The following is a 17885-nucleotide window of genomic DNA, read 5'->3' as shown; positions in this document are numbered from 1 at the left end:
GCGTCTCGGTGAGCATGGCTACAGTTCGCACAACTCCATCGTCGAGCACAACCCGAGAGTCACCCGTTGCTTTCACTGTTCGCATCAGTTTTGGCAGGTTCAGCTCGAACGCATTCTCAAGCAGTGGTACTCGGGCTGCCTTGGCTTTTTTCATTGAGAACACCTAAAAGAAAAGCGAACCGGACGTTTGCACGCACGGTTCGCTTTGGTCGCGTAATGCTGCGGTCTTAGTGCCCCGCTTCCCTCGGCTGGATTTCCATGTACATCGTCCCGACGACAATGCCGATCGGTTTGTCCAGTTCGCCGAACAGAGCAGTTTGCGTGGCACGGAGAGCGCCTTTCTCGACCTTGAGCGGGTCGTCGAAGGCAATCGTTGCATTACGATCAATGCCCACGCGGATAGCCTCGATCAATTCGAGGTAACCCAAATGGCGTTCCGTACTGAACGTCACCTGGCTGAGTACGCGGTTTTTGCGCAGCCCTTCATAGCCGTTCAAGCTCGCATCGATTGCGACCAGTGCCCTTGCTTCCTCAGGCGTCAGGCACACGATGCCCTGATTTGCTCGGTGTTTGGCCTGTCGTTTGATAGTCCACGTCCAGCCTTTGATAATGTCAGTGTTCATAAATGTTCTCTTATTTAATACCTAGCTATTACACAGTAGCCAGAGTAATTCGACCTTTTTTTGATCCCAGTTTTTCCCGAATTAAGAAAAACCGGGAATGTACGGGCGCCCATATTGATCCCGGACTTTCCCACCTCCCCTATAGGGGGAGGGGGAAACCGGGAAGGGCTGAGCGGAATATAGTCGGTCAGTAGGTCGGTAGATTGGTCGGCAGGTAGGTCTGTGGGGCTAGGCAGTACGTCTATCGTTTGGGTACCAGTGCAAAATCCTCTCGCGGTGCCGTGTTATTGCCCCAAGGCCGGCAGGCGCACGATGTGGGTCTCAGTCAGTTCAACCATGCCATGGCCTGCGAGTGCCTTGACAGCATCTTTGGCACGTTCTCGTTTGTGCTTTGGGTCGACGTCGATAGCATCGGAAATCGCGTCATACGCTGCGGCATACATGATCGTCCTGCCGTCGGCAGCATTGTTGAACATAATGCACAGCACGTCGCGGGCAGTCTGCTGATGTCGCCCGAGCTTCTTGGCGCCTCGTTGCGCGATGGGCGGAGCGATGGACACCGCCACGCACGACGTGATGTCGTCGCCGTACTCGTCCTGGCCCACCGTGACTTGTTCGAGCCGGAAGCCGTGCAGCGTGCCGGTGACATCATCCTTAGACTTGGCGACCGCCCAGCTCAGGCCCTGTCCAGTAACAACCCCGATAACGCAATCCATCGCCGCGAACAGACTGGAGTGGCCGCGCATGCCCTTGCTTTCGTCTTTGCCGGTGTGATGCACCAACAGCACCATCCCGCCCGTCAACTGCTGCAGCGCTTTTGCATTGGCGATGATCACCCCCATATCTTTCGACGAGTTCTCATCGGTACCAGGGGCGGCGCGGTTGAGCGTGTCCAACACAATCAAACCATCCGCACCACCAGCGTCACGGACAGCGCGCGCCAGTCCTTCGACGTCCGATGCCGAGGTGATGTCGAACTGCTGCGTAATGAACCGCAAGGCGTCCGGCATTTGCCGCGCTTTGTATTTTTCCCAAGCGGCGATACGCTTGCCCATGCCCCCTTCCCCCTCCAGCACGCAGTAAGTAACAGGGCATTGCGTGATTCGCATGCCGTACCACTCAGACACACCGGACGCTACCGATGCGCCCAAGTCCAGGGTCAGGAACGACTTGCCAGAACCGCTCGGGCCATACAGCGCAGCGAGACCGACCTGCGGCAACAGACCGCGAACCATCCACTTAACCGGTTCTGCTTGCGCGAGCTGTGCCGCAGTCAGCATCTTAAAGCGATGTGCGGACGTGTCGTCATTGGCCGATTTCTCCGTCAGCTGCAAAACCCGGCTGAGGTCCACTACCTGCCGCGAGAATTTCTTCACGGCGCTGTCTACCAGCCTCGGGATTTCGTCCATACGGGCTTTCCAGCGATCGTCGTGAGGGCCCTGAGAGGATTGCATGAGGCCACGCAGGTACGACACGACTACGCCCGGTTGCGTGCCGGAGGCAATCAACGAACCAGCCATGTCACGCAGGCTGTCGTGATAGACCTCACCACTGATCACCTGGCGCATCCAGGCGCCATGACGATCTTCCTGCACGCCGTGGGCAGTCACGCAGAGCGACTTGCTGACCGTGCTTGCGCGGATCGTATTTGCGAGGTCGGCGAACCCGTTCAGGCGGACGAGCGGCCCGTATTTCAGCACATGCCCGGTCACGGTCAAGAGCCTGCGGTCGGAATACAACTCGACCTTCAGCCCATCCAAATTGCCGTTAACTCCCCTTTCCAATTTTTCAGCGTAGCCAAATCCACGCAGCCCGGTGCCCGACGGCGACACTTCGATGTACTCGACGCCAAGCTTTTTCATCAAGGTCATCGCCGCCATCGATGGCTGACCGTTGACCATGCATTGGTCAATGTCGACCCCGACGATACCGTCACCGTTCAGAACGAATGCAATTCCGGTGTACCCCCCTTCCTCGAAAGCAGCCTCCGCTTGAGCGAAAGTACCCCAAGTGTTCGGATCGGTCGAACTGCCCCGCACGTTCAGCAACGTCGGGCAATACGGCACTTTCCGGGGCTTCCCACCGTTCATCGACTCTGCCTTCCAAGTGAGCCAGCGTGCCAGATTCTTGAGTTTTCCCGGGATGTTATCGAATTGGGGAGCGAGGAATTGGTAGCTCGTATCCTGTTCGCGTGCAACGACGCCGAGCGACGCCGGACCGTTGTCCAGCATGTCGAACGCCGCCCCCTTGTTCGACACGCCGTGCGCCCGCATGCCTGCGAGGTCAGCTCGGTCCGATGTCAGATGTGCCGACGCCTGGGGCGCGTCAGCAACCTGAACGGAACCGGAGATTACGCGCATGCCGAGCCCTTGCGGGCGCTCTTCTGGCCCTTGAGTTCGCAGCGCGCAGACTGTGCGGCACGCCACGCAATGTGGCGAGGCGACGAGGCGGCCTGAGCGTTGAGCCAGATGTCCAGGTCACTGACGAGCCAGCCGACGGCGCGGGGGCCGAGGGAGATCGGCGGAGGGAATTCGTTCCGCTTGATTTTGTCGTAGATGCTGCTGCGGCCGAGACCGGTCAGCTCCTTGACAGCTTTGATGCGCAAAATCATGGCCATGCTTTGGATACACTCCTTCTTGACTAAGAGGTATCCAGCTTAGTAGGCCAAAAATAATTCGACCCAGAGAATTTAGGTCTCAGATATACCGGGATTGTTCGTTAGGGGCCAAAGAGCATTGCACGCTCTTGATCATCCGGCAGCGGCGTTGTTGTCTGGCGAGCTAAGCCGCCGCCTGATGAATGGTGCTAACCGATGCCGCAACGGGAACAACAGCACAGAAGTCGCTCCACGCTTGCATTAGCACGACACGCTTCGCCAACAAATCGCCGCGCTGGTACGCCTCTTCGACCTTATCCGGCAGCTTGTGCGCAAGGGCGTGCTCACATACTTCCCGCGAGAAGAAATTGCCCACTGATTCAGCACACCACATGCGGAACGTCGAGCGGAACCCATGTACCGTAATGTCCTTTCTGCCCATACGCTTCAGCACCGCAGTCAGGCTCATATCAGACAACGGCGTGTCGGCCTTCCGCCCAAAAAACACCGCATCTCCTTCGCGCGGCATGGCGCGCAAGAGCGCCTTGGCCTGGGTCGACAATGGAACACGATGTTCCTTGCCTGCCTTCATCCGTTCCTTCGGAATCGTCCAGACTCCGGCTTCCAGATCGACCTCCGACCAGACCATGCCACGCACTTCGCCAGAGCGAACAGCTGTCAAGATCGCGAACTCAACAGCACGCGCGGCGATGCCCTCTCGCTCTCGCAAAGCCAGCATGAATTCGCCGAGTTCCTGCCAAGGAAGCGACGGGTGGTGGACGACGGGGGCAACCTTGTTCGGATCGGCCAGCAATACTTCCAAGTGCCCGTTCCAGCGTGCCGGGTTATCACCTTGGCGGAATTTGCTTACCGTGGCCCAATCGAGGATGCTTTCGATACGTCCTCGCAGGCGACTAGCAGTCTCCGTCTTCGTCGTCCAGATAGGGCTGAGCACTTTCACTACCAGATCGGTGTCGATGTCTGCAACCGAAAGCGCCCCGATGACCGGCGAGGCATAGGTAGCGAGCGTGTTCTCCCACTGGCTCGCGTGCTTTGCGTTCTTCCAGTCGGTGCGCTTGACGGCGATGTACTTCGCAGCGCATTCGTCGAAAGTAATCCGCTTGGCGCGCGCCAATGTTTGCGCGTTTTTCACCGTACGGCGCTCGTCGATCGGGTCCTTACCGTCGAGCAGGAGAAGACGGCAGTCTTTTGCTCGAGCCCTGGCGTCCGCCAAGCTAACCGTATGGAGTGGCCCCAGCCCCATTTCACGCTGTTTGCCCGAAACCGTGTACCGAAAAATCCAGCTCTTCGTGCCGGTCTTGGATACCTGAAGCCAAAGTCCCGCGCCATCGCCGTAATAGCCGGGCTTAGTCAGCTGACGCACCCCTAGCGCAGACAATTTTTCAGTCACGACCGCCACTTACTTACCCCCATCTCTACCCACACGCAATGAGCGGATTTTAACGCATTTCCGTGGAACAATCTGGACTATTTTTGGGGCTTTGCTCTATGAGAAGTGGACGAAAAAAAACCCCATTGCTGGGGTTTTGATCATGTACTGGCGGAAGCGGTGAGATTCGAACTCACGAACGGGTTCCCCCGTCGGCAGTTTTCAAGACTGCTGCCTTCAACCACTCGGCCACGCTTCCTGGGGAACCGCATTATACATAAATCGTTGCCGTACAGGCAGCTCAAGCCACCAGCAACCAATTCTCCCGCAACGCCTTCTCAAAGTCATACGCCGCCATCGGCTTGCCGTACAGGTAGCCCTGCACCTCATCGCACCCCGCCTGCCGCAGGAACTCCATCTGTTCCAGCGTCTCCACCCCCTCGGCGATGACGCGATGCCCCAGCTTGCGCCCCATGCTGATGATGGTACTGGCAATCGCACAGTCGCTGACGTCGGAAGGGATACCGGTAGTGAAGGACCGGTCGATCTTCAAGGTATCGATAGGGAAGCGCTTCAGGTACGAAAGAGAAGAGTAACCAGTCCCGAAGTCGTCCAGCGACAAAGCCACGCCCAGCGCACTGATGTGATCCATGATCCCGATAACATAATCGATATCATGCATCAGCGTACTCTCGGTAATCTCCAGCTCCAGCCACGACGCATCGATGCGATACCGCTTCAAGGTATCGGCCACCCTGCCCGGCAGCGAAGACGTAAACTCGCGCGCCGACACGTTCACCGCCAGCCGGAACGGCGGCAAGCCGGCCCGCTGCCAGATCGCCGCCTGCGCGCAGGCCTGTTCCAGCACCCACTCCCCCACCTGCACGATCAAACCGGTGGTCTCGGCCAGCGGAATGAAGTCGGAAGGCGGGATCATGCCGCGCTGCGGATGCATCCAGCGCACCAGCGCCTCGGCGCCAACCAGACGTGAGCTGCCGATCTCGAATTTGGGCTGGTAGTGCAGCAGCAGTTCGCCGTGGCCCAGCGCGTGGCGCAGGCCGGTTTCGATCTGCATGCGCTGCTGCATGCCCTCGTTCATGTCAAGGCGGTAGAAGGCGACGTTGTGGTCGGGGTTGTCGACGCGCTCCTTGGCGCGCTGCATCGCGATGTCGGCCATGCGCAGCAGGGTTTCGGCATCCGTGCCGTCCTGCGGATAGACGCTGATGCCGATGCTGGCGCCGACGCGCAGGTCGTGGCCGCCGATCAGGAATGGGGCCTCCAACACCGCCTGCAGTTTCTGCGCCACCGTGGTGGCTTCGAAGTGCTGGCGCACGTCGAACAGGCCGATCGCGAATTCGTCGGCGGCCAGGTGCGAGACCACGTCTTCGTCGCGCAGGGTCTTGCGGAAGCGCTGGGCGACCTGGCGCAGCAGCTCGTCGCCGACGGTGCGGCCGAGGGTGCCGTTGATCAGCTTGAAGCGGTTCAGGTCGATGTACAGCACGCAGGCCGTGCCTTCGTTGCGCTGGGCGGACATCAGGCCCTGGTCGACCAGGCGCGCGAACAGGGTGCGGTTCGGCAGGCCGGTCAGCTCCTGGTAGTAGGCCAGGTGGTGCAGGCGCTCCTCGGCCAGCTTGCGCTCGGTGATGTCGGTCAGGTAGGCGATCAGGCCGACCGGGTTGTCTTCGAGGTCGCGCAGCGGCGACAGCGACAGGCTGGCCCAGAAGATCTCGCCGGACTTCTTGCGGCGCCGGACTTCCATCATGCGGCCGCCCTGCTCCGCAAAGGCGTCCGGGAAGTCCGCGCCCTCCTCGCCGCTGCCGTCGTCCACATACAGGAACAGAACGTGCCGCCCCACCGCTTCCACCGCCGTGTAGCCGAACAGCTGCTCGGCGCCGCGGTTCCAGCTGGTGATGTAGCCCATGCGGTCGGTGGTCAGCACGGACTCGTGGATCTGGTCGAGGATCTGCGACTGGTGCGCCAGCTGGGCCTCGACCTGGGCGTAGGCGTGGGTGGTGCGCTGGGCCAGGCCGTGCATCTGCAGGAGCGTTCCGGTGAGGGTCGCCAGGGTGTCGAGCTGGCGCCGGTCGGCCTCGCCGAAGTTGCGGCCGCCGAGCCGGTAGTGGCCGAGTACATCGCCATTCAGCGTCACCTGCGCAGCCAGCAGGCCTTCGCCCGCATCGCTCGCTACGGCGCCGGTTGCAAACACACCCTGCGGCGCCGCCAGCAGTTCGCCGGCGATGCGTCCCAGTTCCACGTGCAGCGCGTCGCCGCGCAGGCCGAGTACGGCCTGGCAGACGGCGGCGCTGCTGCCGGCGATGTCGAGTAGCGGCGCGGGCGGCAGCTTAGACATTGCGCGCCACCTGTATCGCCCAGTGATAGGCATAGAGCTGGGCCTGCCACCAGGACAGGCTGTCGATGCCGGCGCCGTCCAGCACCGCGCGGACCGGGCCGGGCATCTCGCACAGGCGCAGGCGCTGGCCCAGGCAGCCTTCGCGCGCCAGCAGGGCCGCTTCGACCTCGTCCGGCAGGTTCAGGTCGCGCACCAGCGCGGCCATCGGTGTGCGGAACAGGCGGTCGAGCAGCGAGAACACGCCGGTCATGAAGGCCAGGTCCTGTTCGTCGCGGTCGCCGCCGTCGCGCTTGCAGAGTTCTTCCAGCACGGCGCCGCGGCGGGCCGCGACCGGCAGCAGCAGGTTGGGCGGGCCGTCCGGGTCGTGGCGCGCGTACAGCAGCAGCTGCAGCCAGCGCTGCAGCTGGCGCCGGCCGATGCGGCTGATGGCCTGGCCGAAGCTGGTGATCTGCAAGCCGCTCGAAAACGCGGCTGAGTTGACCAGCTTGAGCAGGTGGTAGGACAGCGCCGGATCCTGCTTCAGCTGGGCTTCGAGTTCGTGCGAATCGGCGTCGCGCGAGAGCAGCGCCAGCATGGTCATCAGGCGCCGGCGCGTGGTGCCGTCGTCGTGCTGCTGCGGGTCCCCGGCATTGGCGCCGGCGTCGTCGAGCGCATAGCCGCCCGAGAACCAGCTGAAGCCCGCGTTCTCGCAGGCGCGCAGGGATTCCAGTGTGTCGACGCCGCGCGCCAGGTGCGGGCCGAACAGGGCCGGCAGCGAGGCCGGCGGCAACGGGAGGGCATCGCCACCCACGAAGCGCGCCACGCTGCGCAGCGCCATCGGTGGCGCCATCCCCTCGGGCAGCGGGCCGTCCAGCAGCACGCGGTAGCCGTCCAGCTGCAGGCCGGCCAGGCGCTTCGCCACGTTCTCTTGCGCCAGCGAGCGGGCGTCGACCGCCAGCACCACGCGGTTCGGCGGCAGCAGTTTCAGTATGGGGGGCGTCAGCAGCGCCGGGGAGTCCAGCAGCAGGATGCAATCCAGGGGCGCGACGGCCGCCAGCAGGTCGGGCGCGCCGAACATGGCCTGCAAGGTGGCGTCGTCGAAGCTGCCCTCGGCCGCGCGCAACAGCAGCGCAACCCATTCGTTCTGCGCGTTGGCCACGGAACGGATGTCAACCAACGGGAACGGGGCGGCAGCCATTAGGTATTAATGTTTATGCATGATTGGTCAATTCATCAATAGTAGTGCAGACGTTATCGGAAAGCAACTCAAATGTTTCCGCATGGATACACTTTATCCAACAATATTTACAATGCGTGCTGGACCGCGAATTTGATGAGCTCGGCCTGCCCTTCGATGCCCAGTTTGCGCTTGATGTTCAGGCGGTGGGTCTCGACAGTACGCACCGACAGGTCGAGCGCGCGGGCGATCTGCTTGTTCGATTCGCCGTTGGCGATATGGCGCAGCACTTCCTGCTCGCGCGTGGTCAGCTGGTTGTCCGGCATGCTTGGACGGGCCAGCTGGCGCGCCACCGGGGCGCTGTAATAGATGCCGCCGGCCATGACGGTGTCGATCGCCAGCACGATGTCCTTGCCCGGCGCATCCTTCAGCACGTAGCCGCGCGCGCCGGCCTGCATCGCCTGGCTCACGTATTCGAGCTTGTCGTGCATGGACAGGATCAGCACGGCGACTTCCGGGTGGCTGCGGCCCAGCTGCGCGGTGGCCTCGATGCCGCTGCCGTCGCGCATGGTAATGTCCATCAGCACCAGGTCGACCTGGGCGCCGGCGACCATCGCCAGGGCCTCTGCGCCGGAGCCGGCTTCGGCCACCACGCGGAAGTGCGGCACCGCCTCCAGGCGCGCGCGCAGGCCGTCGCGTACCAGGGGGTGGTCGTCGACCAGCATGATGTGGACGGCTTTTTCTATCGTGTCAGTCATCGTGGTTCCAGTGGCTCAGGTCGACGATCGCGCGCACCGTGGTGCCCGCGTTCGATGAGGCGATCTGGAGCGCGCCGCCGATCGCGTCGAGCCGCTCCATCATGTTGCGCAGGCCGATGCCGCGCTGCGGGTGCACGGCCACGTCCTCCGTGTCGAAGCCGGCGCCGTCGTCGGCCACCGCCAGCGTCAGTTCGTGGCGGCGCCGTTCCAGGGACAGCGAGATCGTCGATGCATGCGCATGCCGCTCGATATTCGTCAGCGCTTCCTGGGCGATGCGGAACAGCACCGTGCCCACCACCTGCGGCAGCTTTTCGACCTTGCCGGCCGCCTTGAACGACACCGGCATGCCGCTGTGCTGGCTGAATTCCCCGGCCAGGTGCTCCAGGGCGGCGCCCAGGCCCATATCGTCCAGCAGGGTCGGCCGCAGGTCGTGCGAGATGCGCCGCACTTCGCCCAGCACCTTGTTGAGCTCCTCGGCGGTGCGCTCGAAGCTGGCGCGCGCCTGCTGTTGCTGTTCGGGGCTGCCGGCCAGGCGGATCACGCCGGCTTCGATCTGCAGCTTGATCGACACCAGCCACTGGCTGATGCCGTCGTGCAGGTCGCGCGACAGGCGCGCACGTTCGGTCTCCTGCGAATCGACCACGCGCTGGGCCAGCACCTTCAGCTTGGCGTCGGCGACCCGCGATTCGCTCACGTTCAGCGCCAGCCCGGAAGCGCCGATCGCCAGCGCCGCAAGAATTGCCAGGCCGGCGATCCACCACATCGTGGTCTCGATATTCCGCGACTGCTGGGCGTCGACCTTGGCCAGGGCGGCGTCGACGTCGTCCAGGTACAGGCCGCTGCCCATCATCCAGCCCCAGTCGGCGATGGGCACCACATAGCCCAGCTTGGGCGCCGCCACGCCGCTCGAGGGCTTGGCCCAGTTGTAGCGCACCAGTCCCCCGCCCTTCTTTGCCACCGCGATCAGGTTCTGGATGGTCGGCGCGCCGAACTGGTCGTGCAGGTTCCACAGGTCGCGCCCGACCAGCTCGGGCTGGCGCGGGTGCATCAGGTTGCGGCCGTTCAGGTCGTAGACGAAGAAATAGCCGTCGTTGCCGAAGCTGAGCGAGGCCAGCACGCGTTTGGCTTCCTCCAGCGTGGCCGGGTCCTTGCGGCCGGTGCTGGTGAGGTGGGCGATGGCGTGCGAGGCCAGCTCGACGTAATGCTCGAGCTCGGCCTGCTTGGTGGCCAGCCAGGCTTGCTGGATGGTGGCGCGCTGCTGCTGGGCCAGGGTCACGGCCTGCTGCCGGATGAACAGGGCAATCGCGCACAGGGCCACGATCAGCGGAGCGATCGCAAGAAAGATGAACTTCTGCCGTAACTTCATTCCGTGCGCATGGATTTCGTCGTAACATGAAATTGTACGCCTGATCACGCGCCCGGCCCTACGTAGTGGTACGGAGGGGCCTGCGTAATCATGCGCTTGTTGTCAGCAAGGCGGTGCAAGATACTCACCGGTAGCTTGTCAGTAATGTACGCAATAAAAGCATTTACAGAATAAGCAATCACTTGGAGGAGTCACCATGAATCGTCTTACAAGCCGGCTCGGTTGGGCCGCGCTTTCGCTGGCGGGCGCCATTTCGCTCGCCTATGTCGCGTTGAACCGCGGCGAATCCATCAACGCGGTCTGGGTCGTGGTCGCCGCCGTGTGCGTCTACCTGATCGCCTACCGTTTCTACAGCCTCTATATCGCCGACAAGGTGATGGGCCTGGACGCCCGCCGCCAGACCCCGGCCTACAAATTCAACGACGGCCTCGATTTCGTGCCGACCAACCGCTACGTGCTGTTCGGGCACCACTTCGCCGCGATCGCCGGCGCCGGCCCGCTGGTCGGCCCGGTCCTGGCCGCGCAGATGGGCTACCTGCCCGGCATGCTGTGGATCCTGTCCGGCGTGGTGCTGGCCGGCGCCGTCCAGGACTTCATGGTGCTGTTCCTGTCGATGCGCCGCGACGGCCGCTCGCTGGGCGACCTGATCAAGTCCGAAATGGGCGAGATCCCCGGCGTCATCGCCCTGTTCGGCACCTTCATGATCATGGTCATCATTTTGGCCGTGCTGGCGCTGATCGTCGTGAAGGCCCTGACCAATTCGCCATGGGGTTCCTTCACGGTGATGGCGACCATCCCGATCGCCCTGTTCATGGGCATCTACTCGCGCTTCATCCGCGTCGGCCGCATCGGCGAAGTCTCGCTGATCGGCTTCGTGCTGCTGATGGGGGCAATTATCGGCGGCCAGTGGGTCCACGATTCGCCGACCTTGGCGCCGATGTTCACCTTCACCGGCGTGCAGCTGACCTGGATGCTGATCGGCTACGGCTTCATCGCCTCCGTGATTCCCGTGTGGCTGCTGCTGGCCCCGCGCGACTACCTGTCGACCTTCCTGAAGATCGGCACCATCGCCGCGCTGGCGCTGGGCATCGTGTTCGTCGCACCGATGCTGCAGATGCCGGCGCTGACCCGCTTCATCGACGGCAGCGGTCCGGCCTGGTCGGGCAAGCTGTTCCCCTTCCTCTTCATCACCATCGCCTGCGGCGCCGTGTCCGGCTTCCACGCGCTGATTTCCTCGGGCACCACGCCGAAGATGATCGAGAACGAAAAGCATGCCCGCTTCATCGGCTACGGCGGCATGCTGATGGAATCCTTCGTCGCCATCATGGCGCTCGTCGCTGCCTCGGTTATCGATCCGGGCGTCTACTTCGCGATGAACAGCCCGGCCGCCCTGGTCGGCACCACCGCCCAGACTGCGGCTGCCGCGGTATCGAACCTCGGCTTCGTGGTCACGCCTGAAATCCTGACCCAGATGGCCAAGGACGTCGGCGAGAACACCATCATTTCGCGCGCCGGCGGCGCGCCGACCCTGGCGGTCGGCATGGCCCACATCCTGTCCAACGTCATCGGCGGCAAGGCCATGATGGCCTTCTGGTACCACTTCGCGATCCTGTTCGAGGCCCTGTTCATCCTGACCGCGGTGGACGCGGGCACCCGCGCCGGCCGCTTCATGCTGCAGGACCTGCTGGGCGCCTTCATGCCCTCGTTCAAGCGCACCGAGTCGCTCCCGGCCAACCTGATCGCCACCGGCCTGTGCGTGGCCGCCTGGGGCTACTTCCTGTACCAGGGCGTGGTCGATCCGCTGGGCGGCATCAACACCCTGTGGCCGCTGTTCGGCATCGCCAACCAGATGCTGGCCGGTATCGCGCTGACCCTGGGCACCGTCGTGCTGTTCAAGATGAAGCGCGGCCAGTACGCCTGGGTCACCATCGTGCCGACCATCTGGCTGCTGATCTGCACCCTGACCGCCGGCTGGCAGAAGATCTTCGACCCGAACGTCAAGGTCGGCTTCCTGGCCCACGCGAACAAGTTCCAGACCGCGCTCGACCAGGGCCAGGTGCTGGCGCCGGCCAAGAGCCTGGACCAGATGAGCCGCGTGATCTTCAACGACTATGTCGACGCCACCCTGTGCGGCTTCTTCATGTTCGTGGTGGTCGCCGTGCTGCTGTTCGGCATCCGCACCGCCATGCAGGCGAACCGCGAAAGCCGTCCGAGCGCCAAGGAAACCCCGTATGTGCCGGCCGAGCCGGCGGTCGAGGCCTGATCATGTTCAGCACGCTCGCACAGGCAGGCAAATACCTCGGGCAAAGCATGCGCCTGATGGTCGGCCTGCCGGAATACGACACCTATGTGGCGCATATGGAGAAGACCCATCCGGATCAACCCATCATGAGTTACGAGGAGTTCTTCCGCGAGCGCCAGCAGGCCAGGTACGGCAACGGCAAACGCGGCGGATGCTGCTGACGCCGGCGCCGTAAGGCATCATCTTCGAAGGGACGCTACATGCGTCCCTTTTTACTTTGATGCACCACAAATGCGGGGAACAAACGCTCCCCTATAGTCCCTTCTTGCGGGAAAGCTCTTTCCCTATGGATTTGCCGACTATGCCGACATTCGAGCGTTCCAGCCTCAGCCATAAACTGACGACCATGTGCCTGCTGTCGGCCGCGAGCGCGCTGCTGATCGCGTTCGCCGCGTTCGCGCTGGCCACCGTGTCCGAGCATCGCCGCAACGAGACGGCTGGCCTGAGCGCGCTGGCCCAGGTGCTTGCCCGCAGCAGCCAGGATGCGCTGCAATTCAACGACCGCAAGCTGGCAGCCCAGATCCTGTCGGCGGCCCAGGAAAGGCCGGCGCTGCAGTCGGCCGTGCTGTACGACCGCAAGGGCCGCCCCTTCGCCAGCTGGCGCGCGGAAGGCAGCGAAAGCGTCCACCTGGACTCCCTGCCCGACCTGGGCCAGAACGCGCTGGACGAGGCGACCCTGGCCGCCAGCCGTCCCTGGCTGCCCAGCATGCGCGTCTACCGCCAGGTGACGCCGGACGCCAGCGGCCAGCCTGCCGGCGTGGTGATGGTCGAAGCCGACCAGCGCCCGGTCTGGCTGCGCCTGGCGCGCGCGATCGGCGCGATGGCGGTGGCGCTGGCGACCGGCATGCTGGTCTCCTGGATCCTGGCGCGGCGCGTACGGCGCAGCATCGCCGATCCGATCGCCAAGCTGATCAACACCGCGCAAAAGGTCGCGGCCAGCCAGAACTACACGCTGCGCATCGCCCACCAGCGCGACGACGAGCTGGGCGCGCTGATCGACAGCTTCAACAACATGCTGGCCCAGGTCGAGGGCCGCGGCCAGGCCCTCACCCACCACCGCGACGAGCTGGAACGCCAGGTCTCGGTGCGCACCGAGCAGCTGGAAAAGGCCAAGAACGCGGCCGAAGCGGCCAGCCGCGCCAAGAGCGCCTTCCTGGCCACCATGAGCCACGAGATCCGCACCCCGATGAACGGCGTGCTGGGCATGGCGGAAATGCTGTTGGGGACGGATCTGAGCGAGACCCAGCGCAACTACACCCAGCTGGTCAAGCAGTCGGGCGAGCACCTGCTGGTGATCATCAACGACATCCTCGATTTCTCGAAGATCGAGGCCGGCAAGCTCACCGTCGAGTACATCAACTTCAACTTGTGGGACCTGCTGGACGACATCCACACCGTTTACACGCCCCAGGCCGAGGCCAAGAACATCGCCATGCACTTCGATATCGCCAACGACATCCCGGTGGCGATCTGCGGCGACCCGAACCGCCTGCGCCAGATCATGGCCAACCTGCTCGGCAATGCGATCAAGTTCACCAACGAGGGGCGGATCCTGGCGCGGGTGCGCATCGCCAGCGAGGACAACCAGGCCGTGATGCTGCGCTTCGAGGTGCACGACACCGGCATCGGCATCTCGCGCGAGGCGCGCGGCCGCATCTTCGAAGCCTTCTCCCAGGCCGACGACTCGACCACCCGCAAGTTCGGCGGCACCGGGCTCGGGCTGGCGATCTCGAAGCAGCTGGTCGAACTGATGGGCGGTGCTATCGGCGTCGACAACGCCCGCCCGCAAGGTTCGGTGTTCTGGTTCACGGTGGCCTTCGACAAGCGCCGCGTCGACCCGGACGCGCCGGGCGACCACCAGCACACCATCGACGGCCTGCGCGTGCTGGTGATCGACGAAAATGAAACCACCCGCGTCGGCCTGGAGCGCCACCTGGCCGCCTGGCACGTCGAATGCGACGGCGCCGACAGCGCCGACGAAGCCCTGGAGCGCCTGCACGAGGCCGCGCGCGAAGGCCGCCCGTATGACGCCGCGGTGCTCGACATGGAGCTCGAACAGGTCAGCGGCCTGCTGCTGGCGGCGTCCATCAAGAGCGAACCCGCCACCAGGCCCACGCGCCTGATCCTGCTGTCTCCCGAAAAGCTGGCCGCCGACCCGGTCCAGCGCCGCGAGGCCGGCGTGGCCTACCAGCTGATCAAGCCGGCGCGCGCCGCCGACCTGTTCGCCTGCCTGGCGACCCGGCCGCGCGGCCAGGTGGCGCCGGCGCCGCGCTTCGTGCCGCCGAATCCCCTGCACCAGGACGCCGGCCGTCCGCGTGCGCGCCGCGTGCTGCTGGCCGAGGACAACCCGGTCAACATCGAGGTCGCGCGCGCCATGCTGGAAAGCCTGGACCTGCGCGTCGATTGCGCCCGCAACGGCGCAGAGGCCCTGCACGCGGTGCGGGCAGGCGCGGATGCGGGCCAGTACGACTGCGTGCTGATGGATTGCCAGATGCCGGTGATGGACGGCTTTGCCGCCACCGCCGCGATCCGCCGCGAGGAGCGCGAAGCCGGCCGCGGACGGGTGCTGCCCATCATCGCGATCACCGCCAACGCGCTGCAGGGCGACCGCGAAGCCTGCCTCGCCGCCGGCATGGACGACTACCTGTCCAAGCCTTTCAGCCAGCAGGACCTGGCCGCCGTGATCGGCCGCTGGATGGCGCTGCCGCTGGCGGCCACCGTGCACCACGACGACGAGCCGCCGCGCCTGCCGCGCGAATCGGTCGAGGTGATCCAGCGCGACGTCATCAACCGCTCGGCGCTGGAAAAGATCCGCATGCTGTCGCGCGAGCGCGGCGACGCCCTGGTGCAGAAGGTGATCAACGCCTACGTGGACGACACGCCGCAGCAGCTCTCGACCCTGCGCCGCGCGATCGACGTGATGGCCACCCACGACGTGCGGCGCATCGCCCACACCCTGAAATCCGCCAGCGCCAACGTCGGCGCCGAGGCCCTCGCCGCCCTGTGCAAGGAAATGGAGCACCTCGGCCGCGCCGATACCACCGAAGGGGCGGATTCGCTCCTGACCAACATGGAACAGGAGTTCGAGGCCGTCCGGGACTCGCTCACCGCCCTCCTTGAGAAGGAAACCTGACATGCCAGCCCCTTCCTCCAAACACCGCGCGAACCGGCCCGGCGTCGTGCTGGTTGCCGACGACGATCCGGTGATGCGCCTGCTGATGGTCGAGATGCTGGATGGCGTCAACCTGGACGCCATCGAGGCCGAGGACGGCCTGCAGGCCGTGCAGCTGGCGCGCGAGTGCGCGCCGGACCTGATCCTGATGGACGTCGAGATGCCGCACATGGACGGCTTTGCGGCCTGCCGCGCGATCCGCGATTCCGAGAACGGCGCCACCGTGCCGATCGTGATGGTAACCGGCGGCGACGACCTCGAAGCCGTCACCAATGCCTACGAGGCCGGCGCCACCGACTTCGTCTCCAAGCCGATCAACTGGCCCATCCTCGGGCACCGCGTGCTGTATGTGCTGCGCGCCAGCGACGCCATCGTGCGCCTGCGCATCGCCGACGCCCAGAACCGCGCGGTGCTGGCGGCGATTCCCGATACCTTCTTCCGCATGGACCAGGGCGGCGTCTATCTCGACTACGAACCGGGGCGCATCGGCAACCGGCGCGAGAATGCAAGCCGCGAGGATTTCGCTGCCGACGAATGCGTGGGCAAGCATGTGAGCGAGGTGCTGCCGCGCGATATCGCCGAGCGCATGCTGGAGCAGGTCGAAGTCGCCCTGCGCATCCGCCAGGTGCGCTCGGTCGAATATGAGCTGATCCGCTTCGGCCAAGTCCAGCACTACGAAGCGCGCCTGGTCGCCACCGGTCCGTCCGAGGTGCTGGGCCTGGTGCGCGACATCAGCGAACGCAAGCGCGCCGAAGAGCAGATCCGGCGCCTGGCCTATTGCGACAGCCTCACCGGCATCCCCAACCGCCAAGCCTTTCTGGAGATGCTGGAACGCGAGCTGCAGCGCTCGAAGATCGGCAACAAGAAGTTCGCCGTGCTGTTCATGGACCTGGATGCCTTCAAGCGCATCAACGACACGCTCGGCCACAACGTCGGCGACCAGCTGCTGCAGCAGGTCTCGGACCGCCTGCGCGACACCATCCGCCCCAGCGACCTGCTGTCGCGCGGCGATTCGCTCACGCGCGAAGGCTTTGATCCGCATCTGGACCAGGGCAGTAACCTGGCGCGCCTGGGCGGCGACGAGTTCACGATCCTGATCCCCGACCTCGACCGCGTCGAGCATGCGCTCAACGTCGCCCACCGCGTGAAGGATGCGATGCGGCGTCCCTTCATCATCGAGGGCAACGAGATCTTCGTGACCGCCTCGATCGGCATCTCGCTGTTCCCGGAAGACGGCGACGATTGCAACTCGCTGCTGAAGTTCGCGGACACCGCGATGTACCACGCCAAGAACTGCGGCAAGAACAACGCCAAGCTGTATTCGTCCTCGCTGACCATGCAGATCATGAGCCACGTGAAGCTGGAAGTCGGCTTGCGCAAGGCCCTGCAGAACGATGAACTCTACCTGCTGTACCAGCCGCAGCTGGACGTGCGCTCGTCCGAGATCGTCGGCGTCGAGGCCCTGGTGCGCTGGCGCCATGCCGAGCGCGGCATCATCTCGCCCACCGAGTTCATCCCCCTGGCCGAGGAGACCGGCCTGATCGTGCCGATCGGCGAATGGGTGCTGCGCACCGCCTGCAGCCAGGCCCGCGCCTGGCAGAAGCTGACCCGGCGCCCGGTGCGCATGGCGGTCAACCTGTCGGCCAAGCAGTTCAAGGACGAGAACCTGAGCCAGATCGTGCTCTCGGCCCTGCACGATACGGGGCTGGACCCGCGCCTGCTGGAACTCGAGCTGACCGAGGGCACGCTGATGGACGACGCCAAGGCGACCCTGGCCACGCTGGAGCAGCTGCGCGGCATCGGCGTCTATTTGTCGATCGACGACTTCGGCACCGGCTATTCGTCAATGAACTACCTGAAGCGCTTCGACGTGCGCGCGCTGAAGATCGACCGCAGCTTCATCAGCGGCCTGCCGCAGGATTCCGAAAACGCCGCCATCACACGCGCCATCATCGCCATGGCGCATGGACTCAAGATGGTGGTGGTGGCCGAGGGGGTGGAGACCGGCGAGCAGCTGGTGCTGCTGGAGGAGTATGGCTGCGACCTGGTGCAGGGCTTTTACCTGGGGCGGCCGGCGCCGGCGGATTCGGTGACGGGGATGCTGCAGTCTTTGTGGGTACCGGTGGCGGAGAAATAGGATCCTCGTCATTCCCGCCATCCTTTCATCGTCGT

General features: G+C 64.3%; 12 protein-coding genes and 1 tRNA gene. 4 read left to right on the top strand and 9 right to left on the bottom strand.

Translation table 11 applies throughout. The annotated features are described in order from the left end of the window. Window positions 1–227: 227 nt before the first annotated feature. The 9 genes from LQV39_RS22920 to LQV39_RS22880 all read right to left on the bottom strand — a co-directional run bounded on the left by LQV39_RS22920 (window position 228) and on the right by LQV39_RS22880 (window position 10239). A complete protein-coding gene (locus LQV39_RS22920; protein WP_230029495.1) occupies window positions 228–623 on the bottom strand; it encodes a hypothetical protein in 396 nt (131 codons plus the stop codon). Between the two features lie 284 nt (window positions 624–907). After that, window positions 908–2983 carry an AAA family ATPase gene (locus LQV39_RS22915; RefSeq protein WP_230029494.1) on the bottom strand — a complete coding sequence of 692 codons (2076 nt, stop codon included), beginning with the start codon at window positions 2981–2983 and terminating at the stop codon, window positions 908–910. Then, window positions 2974–3240 carry an AlpA family transcriptional regulator gene (locus LQV39_RS22910; RefSeq protein ID WP_230029493.1) on the bottom strand — a complete coding sequence of 89 codons (267 nt, stop codon included), beginning with the start codon at window positions 3238–3240 and terminating at the stop codon, window positions 2974–2976. The genes LQV39_RS22915 and LQV39_RS22910 overlap by 10 nt, the downstream gene beginning before the upstream one ends. 163 nt (window positions 3241–3403) lie before the next feature. Next, window positions 3404–4639 (bottom strand): site-specific integrase, encoded by a 1236-nt coding sequence (locus LQV39_RS22905; protein ID WP_230029492.1) that lies wholly within the window; start codon window positions 4637–4639, stop codon window positions 3404–3406. Between the two features lie 139 nt (window positions 4640–4778). Next, window positions 4779–4868: transfer RNA gene (locus LQV39_RS22900), tRNA-Ser, on the bottom strand. A gap of 42 nt (window positions 4869–4910) precedes the next feature. Next, window positions 4911–6959 (bottom strand): bifunctional diguanylate cyclase/phosphodiesterase, encoded by a 2049-nt coding sequence (locus LQV39_RS22895; protein WP_230029491.1) that lies wholly within the window; start codon window positions 6957–6959, stop codon window positions 4911–4913. After that, the gene (locus LQV39_RS22890) at window positions 6952–8136 is read right to left on the bottom strand and encodes an EAL and HDOD domain-containing protein (protein WP_230029490.1); all 1185 of its coding nucleotides are present in this window, start codon (window positions 8134–8136) and stop codon (window positions 6952–6954) included. The genes LQV39_RS22895 and LQV39_RS22890 overlap by 8 nt, the downstream gene beginning before the upstream one ends. 107 nt (window positions 8137–8243) lie before the next feature. Further along, complete coding sequence (locus tag LQV39_RS22885; protein ID WP_230029489.1) at window positions 8244–8873, bottom strand: response regulator transcription factor; 630 nt, start codon at window positions 8871–8873, stop codon at window positions 8244–8246. Then, entirely contained in the window at window positions 8866–10239 is a 1374-nt protein-coding gene (locus tag LQV39_RS22880; protein ID WP_230029488.1) for a cache domain-containing protein, read from the bottom strand. The genes LQV39_RS22885 and LQV39_RS22880 overlap by 8 nt, the downstream gene beginning before the upstream one ends. A gap of 196 nt (window positions 10240–10435) precedes the next feature. Here LQV39_RS22880 and LQV39_RS22875 point away from each other — a divergent pair, with 196 nt between their 5' ends. From LQV39_RS22875 to LQV39_RS22860, 4 genes are all read left to right on the top strand, one after another. Then, on the top strand, window positions 10436–12502 hold the full coding sequence (locus tag LQV39_RS22875; protein WP_230029487.1) for a carbon starvation CstA family protein: 2067 nt from the start codon (window positions 10436–10438) through the stop codon (window positions 12500–12502). A 2-nt stretch (window positions 12503–12504) separates the two neighbouring features. Then, window positions 12505–12702, top strand: coding sequence for a YbdD/YjiX family protein (locus LQV39_RS22870; RefSeq protein WP_230029486.1), 198 nt, complete (start codon window positions 12505–12507; stop codon window positions 12700–12702). A gap of 140 nt (window positions 12703–12842) precedes the next feature. Then, a complete protein-coding gene (locus LQV39_RS22865; protein ID WP_230029485.1) occupies window positions 12843–15674 on the top strand; it encodes a response regulator in 2832 nt (943 codons plus the stop codon). Window position 15675: 1 nt separating this feature from the next. After that, complete coding sequence (locus LQV39_RS22860; RefSeq protein WP_230029484.1) at window positions 15676–17850, top strand: bifunctional diguanylate cyclase/phosphodiesterase; 2175 nt, start codon at window positions 15676–15678, stop codon at window positions 17848–17850. Window positions 17851–17885 lie beyond the last annotated feature (35 nt).

It is taken from the genome of Massilia sp. Bi118 (genome assembly GCF_918697865.1).
Lineage (GTDB): Bacteria > Pseudomonadota > Gammaproteobacteria > Burkholderiales > Burkholderiaceae_D > Telluria.
This window is presented reverse-complemented; position numbering and strand designations above follow the sequence as displayed.